General features: G+C 58.3%; 22 protein-coding genes. 18 read left to right on the top strand and 4 right to left on the bottom strand.

Annotated features, from left to right (window positions below):
• Nucleotides 1-358: 358 nt before the first annotated feature.
• The 7 genes from AA105894_RS12795 to AA105894_RS16020 all read left to right on the top strand — a co-directional run bounded on the left by AA105894_RS12795 (nucleotide 359) and on the right by AA105894_RS16020 (nucleotide 7,466).
• Nucleotides 359-874: a hypothetical protein gene (locus AA105894_RS12795; RefSeq protein ID WP_267312088.1), complete on the top strand. Its 516-nt coding sequence runs from the start codon at nucleotides 359-361 to the stop codon at nucleotides 872-874.
• A gap of 3 nt (nucleotides 875-877) precedes the next feature.
• On the top strand, nucleotides 878-2,056 hold the full coding sequence (locus AA105894_RS12800; RefSeq protein ID WP_267312089.1) for a hypothetical protein: 1,179 nt from the start codon (nucleotides 878-880) through the stop codon (nucleotides 2,054-2,056).
• Nucleotides 2,057-2,067: 11 nt separating this feature from the next.
• On the top strand, nucleotides 2,068-3,612 hold the full coding sequence (locus tag AA105894_RS12805) for a hypothetical protein (RefSeq protein WP_267312090.1): 1,545 nt from the start codon (nucleotides 2,068-2,070) through the stop codon (nucleotides 3,610-3,612).
• 123 nt (nucleotides 3,613-3,735) lie between these two features.
• Entirely contained in the window at nucleotides 3,736-6,000 is a 2,265-nt protein-coding gene (locus AA105894_RS12810) for a DotA/TraY family protein (RefSeq protein ID WP_267312091.1), read from the top strand.
• 4 nt (nucleotides 6,001-6,004) lie between these two features.
• The gene (locus AA105894_RS12815) at nucleotides 6,005-6,337 is read left to right on the top strand and encodes a hypothetical protein (protein ID WP_267312092.1); all 333 of its coding nucleotides are present in this window, start codon (nucleotides 6,005-6,007) and stop codon (nucleotides 6,335-6,337) included.
• Nucleotides 6,337-6,630, top strand: a complete 294-nt coding sequence (locus AA105894_RS12820) for a hypothetical protein (protein WP_267312093.1) — start codon at nucleotides 6,337-6,339, stop codon at nucleotides 6,628-6,630. The genes AA105894_RS12815 and AA105894_RS12820 overlap by 1 nt, the downstream gene beginning before the upstream one ends.
• Before the next feature lie 608 nt (nucleotides 6,631-7,238).
• Nucleotides 7,239-7,466 carry a BrnA antitoxin family protein gene (locus AA105894_RS16020; protein WP_373316780.1) on the top strand — a complete coding sequence of 76 codons (228 nt, stop codon included), beginning with the start codon at nucleotides 7,239-7,241 and terminating at the stop codon, nucleotides 7,464-7,466.
• A gap of 364 nt (nucleotides 7,467-7,830) precedes the next feature.
• Here the strand turns inward: AA105894_RS16020 and AA105894_RS12825 are convergent, their stop codons facing one another.
• Nucleotides 7,831-8,736: a thioredoxin domain-containing protein gene (locus AA105894_RS12825; protein WP_267312094.1), complete on the bottom strand. Its 906-nt coding sequence runs from the start codon at nucleotides 8,734-8,736 to the stop codon at nucleotides 7,831-7,833.
• Between the two features lie 141 nt (nucleotides 8,737-8,877).
• Here AA105894_RS12825 and AA105894_RS12830 point away from each other — a divergent pair, with 141 nt between their 5' ends.
• From AA105894_RS12830 to repC, 8 genes are all read left to right on the top strand, one after another.
• Nucleotides 8,878-9,903, top strand: coding sequence for a hypothetical protein (locus AA105894_RS12830; RefSeq protein ID WP_267312095.1), 1,026 nt, complete (start codon nucleotides 8,878-8,880; stop codon nucleotides 9,901-9,903).
• Nucleotides 9,904-9,970: 67 nt separating this feature from the next.
• A complete protein-coding gene (locus tag AA105894_RS12835) occupies nucleotides 9,971-10,444 on the top strand; it encodes a hypothetical protein (protein ID WP_267312096.1) in 474 nt (157 codons plus the stop codon).
• A 62-nt stretch (nucleotides 10,445-10,506) separates the two neighbouring features.
• Nucleotides 10,507-11,181, top strand: a complete 675-nt coding sequence (locus AA105894_RS12840) for a lytic transglycosylase domain-containing protein (RefSeq protein WP_267312097.1) — start codon at nucleotides 10,507-10,509, stop codon at nucleotides 11,179-11,181.
• 319 nt (nucleotides 11,182-11,500) lie between these two features.
• Complete coding sequence (locus AA105894_RS12845; protein ID WP_267312098.1) at nucleotides 11,501-11,842, top strand: hypothetical protein; 342 nt, start codon at nucleotides 11,501-11,503, stop codon at nucleotides 11,840-11,842.
• Nucleotides 11,843-11,853: 11 nt separating this feature from the next.
• On the top strand, nucleotides 11,854-12,525 hold the full coding sequence (locus tag AA105894_RS12850) for a hypothetical protein (RefSeq protein WP_267312099.1): 672 nt from the start codon (nucleotides 11,854-11,856) through the stop codon (nucleotides 12,523-12,525).
• A 42-nt stretch (nucleotides 12,526-12,567) separates the two neighbouring features.
• Nucleotides 12,568-12,699, top strand: a complete 132-nt coding sequence (locus AA105894_RS12855; protein WP_267312100.1) for a hypothetical protein — start codon at nucleotides 12,568-12,570, stop codon at nucleotides 12,697-12,699.
• 688 nt (nucleotides 12,700-13,387) lie between these two features.
• Nucleotides 13,388-13,687, top strand: a complete 300-nt coding sequence (locus AA105894_RS12860; RefSeq protein ID WP_267312118.1) for a DUF2312 domain-containing protein — start codon at nucleotides 13,388-13,390, stop codon at nucleotides 13,685-13,687.
• 413 nt (nucleotides 13,688-14,100) lie between these two features.
• Nucleotides 14,101-15,441, top strand: a complete 1,341-nt coding sequence (gene repC, locus AA105894_RS12865; RefSeq protein ID WP_267312101.1) for a replication initiation protein RepC — start codon at nucleotides 14,101-14,103, stop codon at nucleotides 15,439-15,441.
• A 24-nt stretch (nucleotides 15,442-15,465) separates the two neighbouring features.
• Here repC and AA105894_RS12870 read toward each other — a convergent pair whose 3' ends face one another.
• On the bottom strand, nucleotides 15,466-15,666 hold the full coding sequence (locus tag AA105894_RS12870; protein WP_267312102.1) for a hypothetical protein: 201 nt from the start codon (nucleotides 15,664-15,666) through the stop codon (nucleotides 15,466-15,468).
• Between the two features lie 182 nt (nucleotides 15,667-15,848).
• Here AA105894_RS12870 and AA105894_RS12875 point away from each other — a divergent pair, with 182 nt between their 5' ends.
• The gene (locus AA105894_RS12875) at nucleotides 15,849-16,649 is read left to right on the top strand and encodes a hypothetical protein (protein WP_267312103.1); all 801 of its coding nucleotides are present in this window, start codon (nucleotides 15,849-15,851) and stop codon (nucleotides 16,647-16,649) included.
• Nucleotides 16,650-16,665: 16 nt separating this feature from the next.
• Here AA105894_RS12875 and AA105894_RS12880 read toward each other — a convergent pair whose 3' ends face one another.
• Nucleotides 16,666-17,094: a ProQ/FINO family protein gene (locus AA105894_RS12880; protein WP_267312104.1), complete on the bottom strand. Its 429-nt coding sequence runs from the start codon at nucleotides 17,092-17,094 to the stop codon at nucleotides 16,666-16,668.
• A 182-nt stretch (nucleotides 17,095-17,276) separates the two neighbouring features.
• Between AA105894_RS12880 and AA105894_RS12885 the strand changes: the two genes are divergently transcribed.
• Both AA105894_RS12885 and AA105894_RS12890 read left to right on the top strand, forming a co-directional pair.
• A complete protein-coding gene (locus tag AA105894_RS12885) occupies nucleotides 17,277-18,107 on the top strand; it encodes a complement resistance protein TraT (protein ID WP_267312105.1) in 831 nt (276 codons plus the stop codon).
• A 130-nt stretch (nucleotides 18,108-18,237) separates the two neighbouring features.
• Complete coding sequence (locus AA105894_RS12890) at nucleotides 18,238-18,459, top strand: hypothetical protein (RefSeq protein WP_267312106.1); 222 nt, start codon at nucleotides 18,238-18,240, stop codon at nucleotides 18,457-18,459.
• 81 nt (nucleotides 18,460-18,540) lie between these two features.
• On the opposite strand, the gene AA105894_RS12895 is transcribed toward AA105894_RS12890, so the two are convergent.
• Nucleotides 18,541-18,834 (bottom strand): hypothetical protein, encoded by a 294-nt coding sequence (locus AA105894_RS12895; protein WP_267312107.1) that lies wholly within the window; start codon nucleotides 18,832-18,834, stop codon nucleotides 18,541-18,543.

Here is an 18,834-nt window from a genome sequence, read left to right on the forward strand (position 1 = left end):
ATTGGTAATTTCAGTAAGCTACGAATCGTCGCCCCGAATTTATGAGATGTGCGGCACTCACATCGCGGCCTCGTATTCTGATTGGGACACTTCCGGAGGTCCCATCCTTGCCTGCATCCGATTTGCTGACTACCCCGCCCGAGGAGATGCAAGCCTCGCACGTACACACCGACTGGCTGACGCCCGAGCGTGCTCGAAATGTGCTCGGCCCTCTGATCGTTGCGCAGCGTCCTCGGACCGCCGATGCGGCGGCACCCCAAAGCGCCCGGCCCAAGGCACGGGATCAATGAGGAACATCGTTTTCAGCAAAGTCTCCTCGTGCCTTGGCGGTGCTTTGACCGTATTAACGCTTTGGGCCGTGCCGCCGGCCGCGCTTGCTGCCGACAGCAGCGATGCGGGGTGTCAGGCGTTGATAAGTGCTGCAGCAACTGGCATGGCCAATCAGATCAAGGCCGACGACGCGACGATCAGGCAGCCTCAGTCGATCTCGAAATTCACCTGTCTGGGCGACATCTTCGGTGGATTGGGGCTGAATGTTCTTACCAACGGGCTCAACATTGGTGATCTCGCCCAGGCGGCCATGGGCAAAGTATGCTCCCAGCTAACTTCTGCCTGGGACAATCTCAAGGGCTCCGCGCAATGCGGCCTGACCGTCACCGGGCTCAATACAAATTTCGGTCTCGGCTCGCTCGGCAGCGGTAATTTCTGCCCCTCCCTCAATTTTGGCGGAGGAGGCGATGCGCTCATTACCGCCGGGACCAATACCAATGGATCGAGCTCATGGGACGCTCAAGGATCGACCCAGCTCCCAACCGGCTACGAGCTCGATCTTGCCGGGCCTTCGACGGGCTATTCCCATATGCAGGGGAACTGAGCCATGCATTTTGTGAAGGTCTTCAGTCTACGCAATCTCGCCGCGCTGGTCATTGCTTTCCAGATCGGCACCTTATTTGCGCCGCGGCCAGCCTACGCCATGTTCGGCATCGACACGGCAGCGATCATCACCGCAATTTCCACTTTGCAATCGGCCATGAATACCGTGATCGGCACTGCTCAGAAGGTTATCAACGGCTCACTGGGTTTGATCAACACGGGTCTAGGCAACGGGTTCGGCCAACTGAGCAAGCTGTCGATCGCCGGTGTGACCGCCAATCAGAAGATCGCAGACGCTAACAACATCGTCCAGGCCCAGACATTACGCGACGAGCGCAATGCCGAGGTCCGCGACTTGCATGCCGTCAATCGGCAGGACTGCCTTAATCTCCAGAACGGGGCTGCGGCAGTCGTGGCTGCGCGTTCGGGCGTTCAGGTGGCCGCCGCCCTTGATGGCGGCAAGAACAGGCGCACGGATGCCCGCAAGGGAACGCCCTCTTGGACCGGAGCGGGTCAGGCAACCCAAGCCGCGAATAACCATCACTTTGCTAAATACTGCAACGATGCCGAGGCCGAAGCGGGTCTGTGCGCCGCCGCACCGGAAGCGTTGATCAATGCAGACCAGCATGCAGGCTCTCTCCTTAGGCCTGACGTCTATGCCAATCAGGACGCGATCAACCTTGCCAATGATTATGCTCAAGGCTTGATTGAGCCTGTTGCACCCCCCGCTCTTCGAGGCGATGCCATCCGCTCACCCCAGGGCCAAAGCTTGTTGCCAGAACGCCGTGCCTATGCCGCGGCTCTCGCCCTTTCCCATTATGTGGCGGACGATATACAGGGCTGGCGTGCGCCGACCGTGACCCTCACCACCGCGCAACGCACCGAAGCCACGCGCGAAGGACGCATCGACACGGATAAGGGATCCCAGCTCGAAGCGCTGGAACTCGATATCAACCGCAAGCTTGGCGGCACGGACTGGCAGGGCGATCTGCAGGCGATGCCCAATAGTAAGTCCGTGCTTATCCAGATCGCCCTTCTCGATGCACAGCGCAATAAGATCATGCTCGAGCAGCTCATACTCGACCAGCAGCGTGCCCTCATGGAGGCAACGCAGCTATCCTCTATGGAGCGGGATCGTCTGCGCAAATTCACCCCCATGACCGTTCCCAGTCCCAGTAACTGAAAGACACCGCCATGTCCGAGACACAATCCATGGTTGCCTCCCTGCTCGACCATCTCGACGCCCAGCAACAGGCCGTTTCTCCTAACGATCGTGGTCTCGACGCTCGTCTGACCGATCTGCGGGAACGCCTCGCTCAGGATCCAACGCTGGAAAACGATCCGCGCTTTCGCGTGGGTGTCGCCTGGTTGCTCCAGGACTGGAAAAACCTAAGCGGCACCAATCAACAGCCCTGGCTCCCGCCGCAGGTTGCCGTCGAAATGCGCACTCTCTCGATGTGCCCGCCCGGTTTGGAAAACGATGACGTCAAGGCGCTTTTGCGCAACTCGGAAGGCCTGCGCGACCGTGGCCTTCTGGACGAACTCCGCAAGGAAGCGTTGCGTGTTGCCGAATTGCCGCCAGAAGAACAATTGGCGCACGCTATCGTCAAGGGAATTGCCGTGCTGGAATGGCGCGTCGACCAGGCCAAAGCGGCTCCTGCGCCCAATTCTGCACCGGCGCAAGCCGCTCCTCGTCAGGCACCGTCAGGCCCAGTCCAGCCTGAACAGCCACGACAGGAAGCAAGCCCGCCTCCCCGGGAGCAGGCCGCGCCACCAAGCAAGCAACAGGCCGCCGCTCCAGCTCAGGAAGGAAAGACGCAACGCGAAAAGCGGCAGACACCTCCGCCACAGACCGAGCAGGAAGAACACGAGGCGCTCTCACGCGAAGCTGATGCACGTATGCGCCAGGAAGATCAGGAGAGGGCACGGGCAGCTCAAAGTGTAAAGCCGACCAGAGAAAAAATCGATCAACCATCGGAAACCGCAGTTAAAGCAACGCCCTCCGAGGCAGGAGAGAAGCAGCCGCGCGCCACCAGCCCGGCTCTTACCTCGGCTCCCGCCCCCGCAATGAGCCTCTTCCCTCCACAGGCTCCTAAGCCCGAGCGTGATGGCCCTGGCGTCATCGAGCGTTTGGTTGAAGCGGGAAAGGATCTGGGAGCGTCCTTTTCGGGCTGGACCGAAAACATGGGCGACGCCCGCGATCAGAGGCGGATGAAGGAACTCGCTACCAAGGTCGAGGAAGCCGTCCAGACAGTCGACGACAATATCTCCGCCTTTCGCACGAAAGGCGCGTCCTTCATTGGAGACCTCGAAAAGGTCGTGCAGCGTGACGGTAAATCCCACCAGGAAATCATCGCAGGCATGCACGAGAAAGGGCCTTATGCCCGCCTGCGTGGCCAGTTTGACAAGGCACTTGCCGAAAACCCCGAACTCGCCGAACAGCATGCGTCTTTGCAGTCTTCGCTTCGCACGCTGAATAACCGTGTACGCAATCTTAATATGGAAGCCGGTCAATCGGGCATGGAAGAAGCCTCCGTGGTAAGGAAGGCCAATGAGACACTGGCTCCTCTCGCCGACAGGCTGGAGAAGCTTCCATCAACCGAACCTGGCGCCAACATGCTCGAGCGTGCAGGCGCGTTCGTCACTAAAGTCGTCGAGAATATCCGCCGTTTTTTGGATCATCTGCGGGGAAAGGAACCGGGTCATGACCGCGACACCGGCCCGTCGCAAAGCCGCTGAAGCCTTTTCCTTTCCTATGGTCGCGACGCTCTGTCGCGTCCCGAGCGTCCATCGTGAAAGCGCGTCATGATCCGTGCATCTCTCCGTCCTAGCTTTTTCTTTTTAATCTTCCTCATTGTCGGCATGGTGTCATGTCCCGATTTCGCTTTTGGACAGAGCACGACGGAAGAGATCAACTGGGGCTCCCTTGATCCCGGATCGGACTGGTCTGCCACCGTGCTGGACGGACTTTTCCCAAGCTCCGGGACGACAGGAACCGTTATCGGATCTCTGCTCGGTTATCTGTCAGCGCTAATTACGTCTCTGGCCACTCTCTATCTATTTTATGCCTCCATCATGCAGGTGCATCGCACCGCCGAGAGCGGGAAACTGCGCTCAGCGCATTTCAGCGCCTGGGCACCGGTCAGAATACCCTGGGCGCTTATGTTGCTTTTGCCGGTCGATAACGGCTACTCCCTCGGACAGGATCTGGTGCTGCGCTGGGCACGATTGTCGCTTGGCATCGCCGTCCACGGTAACGCTATCGTTGACAACAAGATCGGCCCCGAAGCCCTGCCTCTGGCGACCCCGATCATGCCCGGAACCCAGTCCATCGTACTCGCCGTAATGGAAAGCGAACTCTGCAGGGCGCTCATCAATCAGGCATCCAATACGGCCACCCAGGGCACCACCCAGCTAGTTCCCGAACCCAAATTCGTCAGCAATGGCGTACAGGTTAGCGTCAACTGGGCACTTGCCGAAGGCGATGGGGCAGGGTCCAATGTGTGCGGCAGTCTGAGCCTCGAAATACCAATCACCTACGCCCAAGCCTCTACCACATTGCGCAATCCAGTTGGCGCGATCGACTGGTCTCATTATGCCGCGGCCCGCCAGGATTCCTTGCAAAAGCTGGTTCAAAATGTCCGCGCTCCTATGGAGCAGATCGCAGCCAATCTTTGGGCGACTAGACAGATGAGCGCGTTACGCGCCATGGATGCGGTCCTGACCTCCAATACTGCGACCTACCGTGACAGTATTACCCGGGAGGCGTCGGCCGAGATCGCGCAAATGCGTAAGGCCTATGACAAGAGCGATAAATCCGGCAAGGGCTCAGGGATGACGGCAATGTCCGGGCTGGGGTGGATTGGACTTGGCGCGTATTATCTGCAGATTGCCAAGCTCAACGGCGATGTGCTCTCGCTTGCTGCTCTCTCTCCTGACGTCGAAAAGCCGAGCTGGGAAGGCATGGGGGGAGCGCTGCATCAGGATCTTGGCGGCATGATTGAGGCCATTCATCGCTATGAGGCAATCGAGAATAGCCGGGCCTGGCTGGCCGATGACAAGGCGGCCCCGGACACCGTTCCGTCGCTCTACCCTGATACTGCCATACAGTCGAATACCCCGGCCGATCCCTATTCTCTTTTGACCAAGGTCATTAAGGCTGTCGGTATCAACAGGCGATTGCTGGCAGGTGCTATGAACTATGCCGCTCCCAGTAGCGGCAGTGGTGCGAATGACCCTACTGCCGGGCTGATCGGGCTTGGGCATCTCCTGATGCATACAGGGCTGGGGGTTATCGCTGCCAGTGCGATTGCTGCCAACCCTACGGCCGATATTGCCGCCGCGGCAGGCGAGGCGCTGACCGGAAACTTTGCTGGTGCAGCGGGCACGCTCGCCATGACGCCCTTTGCCGGCGTCGTAAAATCATTGCTCGGACCAATTTTCGCAGCAGCAGCCGGGCTGATCGTGCCCGGGATCGGTCTCGCCTTCATTCTGCCGATGATGCCCTATTTCTACTGGATTGCGGGCGTGGCCGGCTGGTATCTGATTGTCATCGAGGCCGTCATCGGCGTGCCGTTCTGGGCGCTTGCACATCTCACTTTTGCCGGAGACGGCATTCATGGGCGCGGCATCCGCGGCTATGAAATCCTTTTTTCGATCCTGTTTCGCCCGCTGCTGATGATTGCGGGTTTCATGGTCAGCTATCCGCTTTTTCAAATCGTCTCCTGGCTGTTGCTCAAGACATTTACGATTGCAGCGGCCTTCGTGTTCGATGCTGGTTATCTGGTGACGAACCTGATTGGTGTGATCGTGCTGACCTCCCTGTTCGTTTCGGCTGAAATTGCTTGGGCCGGAGTCTGTTTTCGCATGATCAATATCATCCCGCATCATGTCGTTGCCCTTGCAAACATGACCTCTATCGGACGTTTGAATAGTGACGAGATCACAGGGAAGACCTCGATCGAGGGGCAGCGTGACATAGCTAAAAAAAGTGGAGAGCTGGCTCGCGATATGGCCCATGGTCTGGGCGGCGAAAAAGGCGAGAAACAGATCGACAGTCATAAGCCGCAAGAGCTAGATTCCACGACAAAGGCTCTCTTGAACGGTAGCGGACCGATAGGGGAATAAGACCATGTCTATGACTATGCTGGAATATGGACATCTCGGCGATATCAACCGCGGTATCCAGCGTCTTACCAGGACTGTGCAGGCCCAAGGGAGCGGTGCCACCGTGCCGGTCGAGACCTATAACCAACTCTTCGCCAGCTACGAGCAAGCGCGAGCGCAGACAGCTGTCGCAGAGAAGAAGGCGGAACACTGGGAAAACGAAGCGAGGAAAATGGAGCGCAACAATAGCCAGTGGGTTGAGTATGCCGAGGAGCAGGAGGCGCGGGCGCTTTCTGCTGAGAGCGAGCTTCGGCGTCTCAGAGCACGTTGCGAGAGCAGCATAGAGGCAGCCGATTGATGCATAAGGCCGTCATCGCCAGCTTTATCTGCCTTGGCCTCAGCGCATGCACGCACCCTAACGTTGCCGATCCTGGCACGCTCCGCGGCCCTGAGGCACCTTATGTTTCAAACCGATATAGCGACCCCTATGCAGCCTATGGCTCGACGCCGGTGATTTGGAAGCCGGCAATCGCGACCAGATCTGCTACCATCATCAAGCCGAACGATCCTGTTGATCAGGCCGAGCGGCCCGATTACGAGCATGCGCCTTGGTCGATCGAGCACAGGGCGTCCCAAGCCGGCACGTTCTAAAGTCGATCGCCACCTCGCTCTGCGCTTTTCCCGTAAAAAGCTTGGACGACAGCCGGTTCTGTACTAGAGTCGTGTTGCCCGCCATTGTAGGGGGGCGCTCCGCCCGGGTGCGCTAACACCACGAGCGAAGCTAACGCCGACAGAGACACGAACTCATGACGACGCTGATCGCTTTCCAAACATGGACTCGAGCTGTGTGCAAGCCCCTTGCACGCGTGGATCGTTCAATCCCCTAATTCCCCGCCTGTATTTTTATGGCCGGGGAGCGGTTCAGCCGCTCCCGTGCGCGTATTTGCGCGCCCCGGACGGTTTTCGCCGATCTCGCTATCGATGCCCTGTTCCGTTTTCCAGGGGCAGACGAGGTCTTTATTAAACGCTCGGAAAGCCGCTATTTTGCGCGAGGGCGCAGTATGATCGCGCGTGCTACCTCGGTCGTAAGGCCCGTGAAGAGAGAGGATGTCACGCCGGAACAGTGGAAGGTTCTGTTCTCGAAAAGGAGGGGAGGAGGGGGCTGATGCGCTCAGCCAGTCTAAGGACGAAGCGACGCTAAGAGACGGTACCGTTCGACCCGTATTTCCTCAATCTGGCATTGCCGGTGAAAGACGGCATTGCCTATTGGACGTCCGAGCAGCAAAGAACGAGAACCTCTGGTGTCTTTTCGACTTAATCCGGGTGTCTTAGACAAGTTCCGCAGCACTTGCGTAGGGTGGGAAACGCGGATCGATGACTCGCTCTACAAGGCCCAAGCGGTCGCCTATCTCGGCCAAAGATTCGGCCCGCTGGTCAGAAAAACGCCGAACCCGCCCTCATACCCTCGCGCCCTCCAATTGGTGTAGCTCTGGACAAGACATTGCAGTCCCATCGCGCCACACAGCAAAATCGTCTCCAAACTTGGCAGGCCGATCAACGACCACCGGCCCAGCACGATATGTCCTAGCCACCAGCTCCAAGCACCCATACTCAGCAGCATGAAAACCAGCGCCTGGCGGCGCGTGCTGCGCCGCAGGGGACGCGTTTCCTCCCTCAGGACATCCAAGGTCCTTTCCTGCTCAGGGGCAGATTGGGGCGCTATCCCTGACATCTCCTTCAATAGGCTGCGCGCTCTGCGAAGCGTGTTCAGTGGGCCCAGAAAGGGCGCTGTCATGGGACGCAGCACCATAAATACGACAGTGGCGCGGGCGAAGCCCCACAGACCAGGCTTCACGAGGCGATCGCCTTGAGGAAGGCTTCGAGATCGTCGGACAGACCAGCCTGAGCGTGGGCTCGTCCGTCATGACTGCGCCAGACGAATGTGGGTGTTCCGCCAATTGAAATGGCGTGAGCTGCTGACATGTTCAATGCCAGCTGGGCAGGGGCCGTAGGGTCCGTCTCCGCGTTTTCCGGCAGCTTGCCGTCCTCCATGATTTTACGCCACGCTGTGTCCATTCCTGCGCGGCCAGCTGTAATGAGAGCATTGGCAGCCGGGGTGCTTTGATTTCCATTCTCGTGATCGTTAATCGCAATCGGCACTAAAGCGAGTTGGATGCGGCCCGCATCGACGGCACCTTGCAACGTCTTCATGGCCTGTTGCGAAAACGGACATAGCGGGTCGATGACCATATAGACCCGTGGCGCGCCGTCCCGTCCGACCAGGCCATAATCGGTCGCTTCAAGGCGAGCGACAGGATCGGCAGGCGCCGGCTCGGCGGCGCCCACGGCACTCGCCTGATTCGATTTTCGAGGCGGCGTCCATGTGACGGTAGGAATGACGCCGGGAATTTTTTCTACCTGATTGCGGGTCACGTTGCGGCCCGTCTCGTCCCACATCACTCCGCCTATTTCTGCTCTACCATCGGGAGCGAGATAGAAGACGCGAAACTGCTTGCCGCTTTGGGCAAACACCCCTTGCATGCCGTGTGAAATGCCAAGATCGCGTAGTTGCGCCCCGTGGCTTGCAAGTCTCTGCAAGGCGGGGCTGGACGCGATCGCTTCGGCCGAGAGGATTGGTGGCAACGAGCCTTCCACTGAGGGAAGATGCGCAAGCGACGGGGGCGCCGGGCATTGCTGTGCCAAAGCGGACATAGGCGTGAGCAGCGCGAACACACTCAGTATTTTCGGGACGTGCATGGGGTGATCCTCCTGGGATCACTATCCTTCATAACGATGTGAGTGCGACAACGCACCGGACGTTCGCACTCACATTGTTCCCTGTCATGATCAAGGGCGCGCAAGGAGCGCAAAAACATGACGGCAGGCGAGGGATATAGGATGGCGCGATTGACCTGGCACGCCGGTGACACCAGCAACGCCCAACACACGCTATGCTTCCTCTTTCCGGATGGGACGGCATATGTGGGGCAGACGACGGCAAGGGAGCGGTATGAAAAAGCCGTTCGCAGGCGCTTCAAGGCTTACGGCGAACCTGAAGTTTTCCCGCTAGGAGTGTTTGCACCCCAAACCGATATTGTCGATGCCACGCTCACGCTGTGGCGCTACCGCCTGAGCCGGCAGGGGATTGTGCTGAGGCGCTATGAAGATCCTGCCCATACCTATCTCGTCGATATGAGTGCGATCACGCGTGATCTCCGACATTGCGGTGATCGCGCCATTCTTCCGGTTGAGATCTGCGATCGAGCGGCAGCCATTCTAGAGAAGCCACGCCCCGAGCTTCTCGTTTTCTGTGCGATCTTTACGTCAGGCACTTGCGCATTAGGGATGAGTCTCCTGCGGCCCGACGAGGTGTTCTCCCTCAGCCGCTGGTTCCCGTCCCCGGAAAGCGAACGCTACCCCACAACCAGCCTGCCGCATGAGATATTCTTCATCGAGCGTTATCAGCAGCTTTCTTCTGGCAGCTATCCCTATCTTGCAGCCGAGCACGACCTCTCAACCTGGCGCGCGGCATTCAGGGTAATTGGCGGGCGACCAATCGATCTGGATCAGCAAAAATGCACAGATCTCCATAGCTCCTTCATCCCGCCAAAGGCGGAATTTCTTGAGTCCCTGTCAGAGCCTCTTTTCGAGGCGATCACCTATGCGACCGAGAACTGGCAGCACATCCCGGCCCCGCAGGCTCTCGACGGGGACGATATGGCAGGATCCTTCCCGCTCGCCGAGTACGCCCCGGGCGACGACGATCTCTATACGGTGCTGCGTGCGATCGAGCGCAATACGCGCGAAACACTACGCCACCTTACCAGATGTCAGGCCGCTCGGCAGCCGAAGCCTTCACGGCGACCCTTGGCCGCGCATCCCCTGATGCGTCCTTTTTCCATCTTTCTTGCGAGGCGATCCTGATGTGCGTCACGCACTCACATCGCGAAGCGCTAAAATCGGATCATCAAGCATTGATGGAGATGACGTGATGATTCGACGCCCGCTTGGTCTCGCAGGCGCTACCCTCGCCACAATGATGGGTGCAGTCGCTCATGCGCAGACTTTCACGCCCGAGCACCTCGACCGCATGGCGCAGGAACGTCAGAAAGAAATCGGGCCGCGCAATTGGGGGGCGCCGCCGCCCGTTACGCATGAATCTTACGTCAAGCGTTCCCTGCCGGTGTCGGTAGAGTGCCGCAGCCCGAGAAAGGATTTCGAGCCGCTCTTCGCCGAGCCGGAAGGAAACTCGGAACGGGTCGGAGTGGCCGCGCCGCAGATCGCCGTCACCTCCGTCGTCACTCATGGCTGGCGTCAGGTGCTTCGTGTGGGCAAGAGCTTTGCCTGGATTCCAGAGGCGGATGTCGTGCCTTATCAGCCGCTGGTCAAAGGCAACACGACGCGCTGTGTTGTCGCAGGCGAGGCCGCCAATGGCATGGTCCTTTTTGATCATCCTGCAAAGTGACGACCATGGACGGCAGGCATAACGTGCTTCGAAACGTCTACCTGATACTCACAGGCGCGTTCGTGCCGTCTGTATGCCTGGCCGTTCCGCCCCAGATCGTGCCGGAAGTGGGAGAGCTTGGCACACCAAGCTTCTCTTTTCCCGGTAGCGCCTCCGCGCAAGGCGCATCGAGCACTGCCTCGACATCCAGCTATAGCGGCGCCTGGGGCACGGGAGACGCCTATAGCACGATGCTTTCGCAAAGCTACGGCGCAGCAGCTGTCGCTGCAGCTCAGGCCCAGGGCATAAATCCGGACACCCTCGCGGCCTTTGGGCAGATCGAGAGCCATTTCTCGAATGTTGGCAACGCGTCATCGAGCGCAAGCGGGGTCTGGCAGGTTACGGACGGTACCTGGAACGAATATGCTTCCAAGCTTGGTCTGTCGGATGCTGATCGCACTGACCCTGCCGTGCAGGCAAAAGTCGCAAGCGCTATTATCGACGACTATGCGAGCTCCATCAGCGCGACGACGGGAGCAGCCGCCACAGGGGCACAGGTGTACGGAGCCTATATGTTTGGCACGAAGGCTGGTGCTGAGATTGCCTCGGCGCCGGACTCTCAGACCCCGTTAAGTCAATTTGTCTCCAGCAGCTCTCTCGCTAAGAACAATATGGTCGGCTGGACCGTCGGGCAATATTACAGCACGGTGACGCAGCGCATGGGTTCTGGTGCCTCAGAGGCGGTCACGAATGGCTAGACCCTCTCTTTCTGGCAAATTGGTTGATCAAGCGCCTCAAGGCCCTGCGGTGGTAACGCCACCAAGCTATCGGTCCTTCGCCGCTGGCAGCGCCGTTTCCTGGCGGTTTGATGTAAAATGTCGACTGCATCCTGGGGGGGGCGAATTGGCTCGTGATGCGCAGACACGCGCGTCGAAACACAAACAACGGTTAGCGAGCAACCTTGTTCACAAGGCCCCTTCAGTGATTCTCGCTGGGAGCGGATTGTGCGTTGCTCTGATCTGCGCCTTTGCAGACGGTTTTCTGACCGCGGATCAGATTCAGCCGCTGTTCTTATGGATGCGCCAGCACCAGCCAATCCCTCTGCGCACGGGATGTCTCTCATATCTGCTCGGTCATTGGCCCGCGCCCCAGTTTCACTGGTCGCCGCCATTCTGGATCGGCATTGGCCTGGTGACGGCGCTGGCTGGAAAAGGGGCTCTGCTTCCAGCGCAGCGTGTCGCCCGTCTGGCCGGGAAACACGCTGTGTTGACGCTGCGCCTTCTCGTGCTGGCCGTCGGAATGGCAGGTGGCGTTGCGCTAATTTCGGGCTGCGATGCGACTGCTTTTTCAACGGTACGTCACGCACTCACATCGACAGCACGTACACTCACCTTGCCAGAGAAGGTTCTGGGAAAATGAGGATGCGAACCATGACACATAATATATCCGGCTTTAATCAGCTCATGGTCGGTGCCTTTGTGCTGGCAGTAAGCGCCGCAATAGTAACGCCCACGCACGCGGCGGCGAAGTTTAAGCCCGCGCCCTGTGAAAAAGTGGCGCCGAAAACCACAGGGCCCGCCTGGATCCATCTGACGCTACGGGTCGAGGGATTGGTCTCGCTCCGCAGTGGCGGCCCGAAGAATGCGCCTGTTCAGCTGCCGACGACGGATATCGTCGCATTTGACGGGTATCTGCCAGCGGATGGCTCAGACATTTCTGTCAAAAATGGGCGCGAGACCGCTTATGTGGCAGCAGTGACCCTCTCGAACCACGAAAGAAAACGCTCAAACACCTCCGTCAAGCCGGGATCTGCTTTCACTGGCGTATCCGGGACATTCCACGCACTGCCGGACAAGGATGGCAACATCGTCGTCGCCGGTGATGTTCATCTGGCCGACGATCTCGCAATAGACGGGGCGAAATTAGGTAATCTTTCTCTCGAGGAGCCGCGCTTTAAAGACCTAGGCTTTCAGCCTTCCGTTACGGTTGCAGGACTTCACTGTGTGGCTCCTGTGCAAGAGCGGACCGGAAACGTCAGGTCGAATGGCGAGCCCGCGGGGCCGGTGGTTGGCGTCACAATTCTCGCCGAACGTACCCAATGACGCGTCTCAACACTGCACAGCCATAAACCTCAGGGGAAGACCATGATGCTGACGATCATCGCCATGACTGCAGGCCAGACGACGTCCTATCAGAACATCATGTCGAAGAAGGAAGACACCCGCCCGGGGCTGGAAGAGCCTGGCGCAGGACGGATGCCCGACATTGGCCGGTGATCAGCCTATAACCGACATAACCGGGGGGCTACGTCGAATTTGCACAACAGGCAACCTTTCCAGGACCGATGCAAAGGACGCGCAGCCGAGCGCCATGTCGTCTAGCCTTGCTGGAGGAACAGATGTCTCAAGATTCATGCGGATGCCAGAACAAGATCAGGTTTGTTTCCCTTACGCGCGCCCATGACGCCGCGCATTCGATGCGAAAGCGGGGCAAGGGCGCAATAGGTGCTTATGCTTGCGACCAGTGCGGGCTCTTTCATGTGGGCACCAGCTCGTCCAATGCCCGCGCCTATGCTCGCGCGCTTCATGGGCGCCCTTCACCTCGACGCGTCCAGATTCAGCCAGGAGGCTTCGACCAGTGAGTAAAGAGACGCCAAACCCGGCAGACGGGAATGGGGTGACACGACGGGGGCCAGTCCGGTGGAATTCGTCAGAGAACCAGGGAAATTCAGGCTGCATCTTCGATCCGCTGAGTGGCTGGAGATCGGACGACTGCTGCCGTGCCGTCCATGAGGCGCTGGCATCGATAACCTTCCGGCGCCTCTACGAGACGTTTGAACAGCGCACTTATGCGACCGGCTTGCCGCCTGCAGACACGCTGTAACCTTGACCGATGCGGGAAGACTTCGGGCCAGGCAGCATCGACCTGCATATCCGAACGGAACGGGAAAAATAATTCATGGATATGTCATTCGATATCAACCAAACGGTCGCCAGCCGAGCGCGTCAGGCGGTCGACCCTGATTCCAATGTGGGCGGTATTGCCGTTGATCGTCTCCGCAGTGTTATCGAGCGTGTCGAACGGCTCGAGGAGGAGCGCAAAGCTCTGGCAGGAGATATCAAGGATATTTTCAGTGAGGCGAAGTCAGCAGGCTTCGATGTGAAGACCGTCAAAGACATTATCAGGCTGCGCAAGAAGGAACCTAGTGAGATCGAAGAGCAGGAAACCCTCCTCGACATCTATCGCCGCGCGCTTGGAATGTAAGGGTCTACCTGTCTTGCTGCCCATCCCTTCTCACGGAATGCCGTGTAAGTTCCCAAGATCAAACGGAAAGTTTTGTTCCGGCGACGTTTCTGGCTTGTTCCGAGCAGCGATCTGCCGCACGATCCGCAGTTATCGCATGCGCGTCAGAGGGACTCGTGCTGCGAGTCGAATTCGAGGATCTCCAATGACCTAACCCCCGAATACCAAAAACCCCGCCTCCCCCGATCGCCAAATCGGGAAAGCCAGGGCTCTGGAAGATACAGACTTGTTAGTTAGTGGGCCGCTCGAAATCAGGCCCCCATCTAGCGATATCCCCGATCGAAACGCAAGCACTAAATTGCGAACGGGAGAGGTTTGTCTCAGTGCCTGGCCTGGAGGTGGTTCCCTAGAACCATCTATCGACTGGACAGACCATGTGGAACTCAACGCAGGACGGGGCAGGGCATGCCGTGCCGTATCGTGCCGGCAGACGGCGGCTCAGCGCCGCCATGCTCGAAGCGCAGGAAGAGTTGACGACAGTGCCGGCAGACTATCCGGCTCGGCGTGAAGTGCTTGGGCTCCTGAAATCCCTGCGGGGCGCGCTGCCTGTGTCGGCTGCAGCAGCAAGCACGCTGATCGTCATGATCGAGCACACCAGGGCGGAAGACTGGACGGCGATGGAAACGCCTTTTGTGTATGCCCATAATGAGACGCTCCTGAACTGGACTGGCATATCGCTTGCGACATTGCGGCGTCATATTCGTGAGCTGGCCGAGGCACGGTTTCTCGTGGCTCAGGATGGACGCAACGGACAGCGTGGCAAGAGGTGGCAGGGCACGGAGTCCATGCGTACCGGCTTCAATCTCGCCTCACTCCGATATCGCTGGACTGACCTCGTCGCCCTCAGTCGTGCAGAGACGCGCAGGCGAGAAGAACTCAGCTTTCTGCGACAGGAAATTGCGTCGCTCAATGAGCAGGTGCGTCTTTTGGCAGACGCCCTTGATCAGCCCCAGATCATGGCTGATGCCCGTCGTTTGATGCGTATCCGGCTGATGACGAGCGAGCCGGCAAAACTCCACGCGCTACACGCCGAGATGGCCCAATTGCTTCGTACGCTCCAGGACCTTCGGTACAAGCAATCAGCCCCTGTGGATAACGCAGTATCCGACGCGTCCGTGACGTCAAATATGACACCCATGGGTACGCAAAATGAGACCCACTATACAGATACAAAAAACAATCTATCTCTCAAAAAAGTAGTCTCCGTAGCGGCTTGCAGCCGCAATCGCATTGAGGCAATGCGGCGTGAGCCGTCAGAGGAACCTGTCGAAAGTCACCGCCTCGGACGCGAAAGCGCTCTACGAGGGTTCAGGGGGACCGCTCAGTTTTACCTGGGGATCTGCTCTGCTCTACGCGAGATATGCCCAAGTGCAAGACCGACGGCCGAGCAGCTAATTGAGGCGGCCGAGTATCTCTCGGGACAGATCGGCGTGTCCTACCATGCCTGGGCACAAGGCTGCACGGTGCTCGGCCGATTGCAGGCGGCGGTTGCTGTGATCGTCATGGCGTCGCGCCTTGAGAGGCAGGCGGTCATCTATGCGCGTGATGCGTATTTCAGAGCGCTGGTAGAGCGGGGTGCGCAGAATGCGCTCTTCCTGGATCGGAGCCTTTATGCGCTGCGTGATGTTCGAAACCGCGAAGAAGCCCTGACTTATCAGGCCCCAATGGCTCGTCTTGATGCCAGCAACGCTATCGGGCTGGGGATCGGCCGATGACCCAGTTTGCCGACACGCTCAACGTCAGTCGGATGAAATGTCTGAAGGCTCTTCCGGGGACGTTGCATTGCCGAGTGCTTCCCGGCGTAGCAGCTCGTTTTCGATCGCTTCGCGCACGAAATCGGTACGGTCTTCCCTCTCTCGCAACACCTTTGCGATGCGCGAGAAGGTGCCATTCGGAAAGCGGGCTCGCATATCTTCAGCCCAGAGCGGTGGTCGTCCCATTCGACAAGCCTAGAGCATCTTGGAGGACGGACCAAGAAATTTCTTATATCACTTATTGACGAGGATAACTTATATAAGATATATAAAGTTACATCAGATATCTCGGGAGACGCGGCGACCGCAAGGACACGCTGGCCGAAAAGGTTTTCTGAAAGATTAACGCTTTTGGTGAGGAACGCCTTATGTCTCATCGTGCTGGTTTTTTGACGCTTCTGGCGTCTACTCTTGCGCTCACAGCTTGCGGCAGTTCGGCCCCGCCGCCGGAGCCTGTTCTTCTTAGCCAATTCAATGCGAACACGGATCGCTTTGACATCGTAAGCACTGTCGGCCGCGCTGATGGGACGATTCAGAAGAATGGTCGGCCCTGTGACATCTATAAAATCTATACGTCCGGCCTGACCGCGGGCGGTCGTGCTGCCATGAAGGCAGGTGAGATTTTGACGAGCGTCGCCAGTCTCGGAGTGGCCCAGTTCTTCTGGGCACCGATCAAGGCTGGAACACGCCCCCAGCTGCATACAGTTCTGTTCTGCTATGGCACGACGGACAAGCTGGTCGATATCTACGACACCGATCCGACCAGCTCGCATGAACAGGATCATATGATCCTTAACAAGGAGGCTTACAGCCAGCCCGTCGTTCTGGCCGAACCGACCGGCCCCGTTCAGGCAACAACGCCTCTGGTGCAGGCCCCGGTTACAGCGACTGTGCCGAGCGTCAGCAATGTGGTCTCGGATGCGCCAGCCGTCACAGCACCTGGCGCTCTGGTGATCCACGAAAAGGCAGTTACGCCTCTTGCGCCTGCGGAATCAGGGACAATCAGCCTCGATACCGTGTCCCGCGAAGCGACAGACGGCAGAAAGACCATCTCGACAGGCAAAACGGCCATCTCGGCAGAGGCGTCTTCTGACGATCTGAATAATATCAGCGCGGCCAAGGCCGCTACGGCCAATGCGGTTCTGAAAACGGGTCAGACCCGTAGCTGATCATGAACTCAATGAGTCAGGCGGACAAATTGAGTTTGAGAACAGGACGTTTTGGGGGCATCTCGGGCGGGGCTTCCGGCTCGGGCGGTTTGTTCGCCAGTTCACGCGCTTTCTTCCGCTCTTCACGAAGTTTGCGCCGTTTCTTCTCGATCCCGTCCAGGGCGCGCTTTGCGTTTTCCAGTTCCTCTGTCGTCGGGGGAACCGTCTCGCTTCCGTCGCTATTGCGACGGACAGCCCCGGAAAGAACGACCTGGTGATAAAGCTCGCTTGTCGCAATCCATCTCAGAACAGCAGCTGTGCGCTCGGGAGAGCAGCCGTCTGGAAGCTGTGCCAGCACCTGCTGCTTGATGCCAAAAGCCCAAGGGTTCGAGCCCTCGAACATGGCAGGAAATGCCGAGGCCAGGCGGTCGCGTTCTTCAAAGAGGTCTGGGGGAAAAAAGGACATGCGCTCTCAATACCTGATTTGCCCATGAGTTGCATCTGATCCGTGCTCAGGGAGCACAAACAATACCGTCACTGATCTTTCACGAGTGGAACGCACTAAATCTGCATTCCGCATGTGTAACGTCTTCTTCAACTGTGTTACAAAACATTGCGGTGTATTCTCGCACTGCTTCAGGAGTTACGATGAAATCCTTCTTCTTTCCGCGCATTATCGGTGCCTCTGCCTTCCTCTTGGCTTTGACAGCATGCAGTGGCCTCGATGCCGTCTCCAATCACGGACAACTCGACGTGCATACGCATATGTCTGAAACCGTGTTCCTCGATCCGGTCCCGCAGAACCAGAAGACGGTCTATCTCGGTATCCGCAACACGTCCGATTATCCTGAGCTGGATATCCGCAGCGCGCTTGCGTCTGCCATGCAGCAGCGCGGCTACACGATCATGCCCGATGCCATGGGTGCTCATTACCTTCTGCAGGCCAATGTTCTTCAGGCCGGCAAGCTGACAAAAGAACAATCCTCGGCGCTGCTTTCGTCGAATTACGGTCAGCCTTTGCAGTCGCTCGCAATCGGTGCGGCTTCGGGCGGTCTGGTCGGCGGTCTCACCGGCAATGCCGGAGCAGGGCTGGGTGTCGGGCTTGGCCTTGCCGCAGCCTCAGCGCTTGTCAACTTCGCTTATCAAGACGTGACCTATGCGATCACCGTCGACATCCAGCTTTCGGAACGACCGGTGAACGGGGGCAAGGTGCGTCAGCACACGCATACGCATCACGGCTCGGGAAGCTCGCGCCTGTCGGGCGGTGTTACGGATTCCACTGCACAGACCTATGGCGCAGCCTCGTCGGGTGACAGCAACGCGAATGTGCGCGTCCAGGACATTGACGAAACTTCCGACTTCAAGAAGTACACGCTGCGTGACGTGGCTTATGCGGACAAGGTCAATCTCAAGCTTGAAGAAGCGATGCCGGTTCTGACGCAGCGCCTTGCTGTATCGTTTGCCAATCTCTTCGAATAAGTAAGGCCTCCAACAGAGCGGCCTGATCGGATAACCCTGCTTGGGTCGCTCTCCTGATGGTCACTTATCCTCAAAGTATCGATCTTCTTCGAAGAGTTTTTTCAAATCCGATTTTCAAAGGACTGATTGCATGACGCAGTCATTTACTGGTTCGAACCGTAGTGAAATTACCCCTGATCTCTATGGTTCCGTGATCTCGCCGGGCGATCATGGCGTGCCCAGACCTCTCCTGTGGCTACGCCTCTTCTATAGCGCAGCTGGATGCATTCTGGTGGCCGCTGAGCTTTACAGAAAGATCAAGATGACGCGTCGTGAATGGGCTGCGAAAAGGCCGACTGGCCAGCAGGTCTGATCGGTCGGCAGTATTTAGGAGGCGAGCAGAGGGCTCTTTGCTCGCCGGGGCCTGTCATGCCACTTTTTTTCTTTACGTGACTTATTCTCCGACCTCCGGCACGTCGCCAATTTCCCCAAGAAACTCCGGCTCGCTGTAATCACCGGCTTCAGGGTCGGCCGTAACACATACAAGATGCGCGCCGGCGAACATCGTCCCTCCCGCACCAATTCGGTCGAGGAGCTGCAGACCATGTGCCGGGTCGCGACACGCGGTCGCAGGAGCAGTTTCAAGCGTAACCTCTCCATCTTTGGATGTGCGCCACAGATAGGGCTGCAGGATAATCTTCGTCTGGGGGCCGCTCTCATAGGCGGGCTCGCGGTTCTTTTTTGCCAT

This window comes from Asaia spathodeae NBRC 105894 (assembly GCF_025994195.1).
GTDB classification, from domain to species: Bacteria; Pseudomonadota; Alphaproteobacteria; order Acetobacterales; family Acetobacteraceae; genus Asaia; species Asaia siamensis.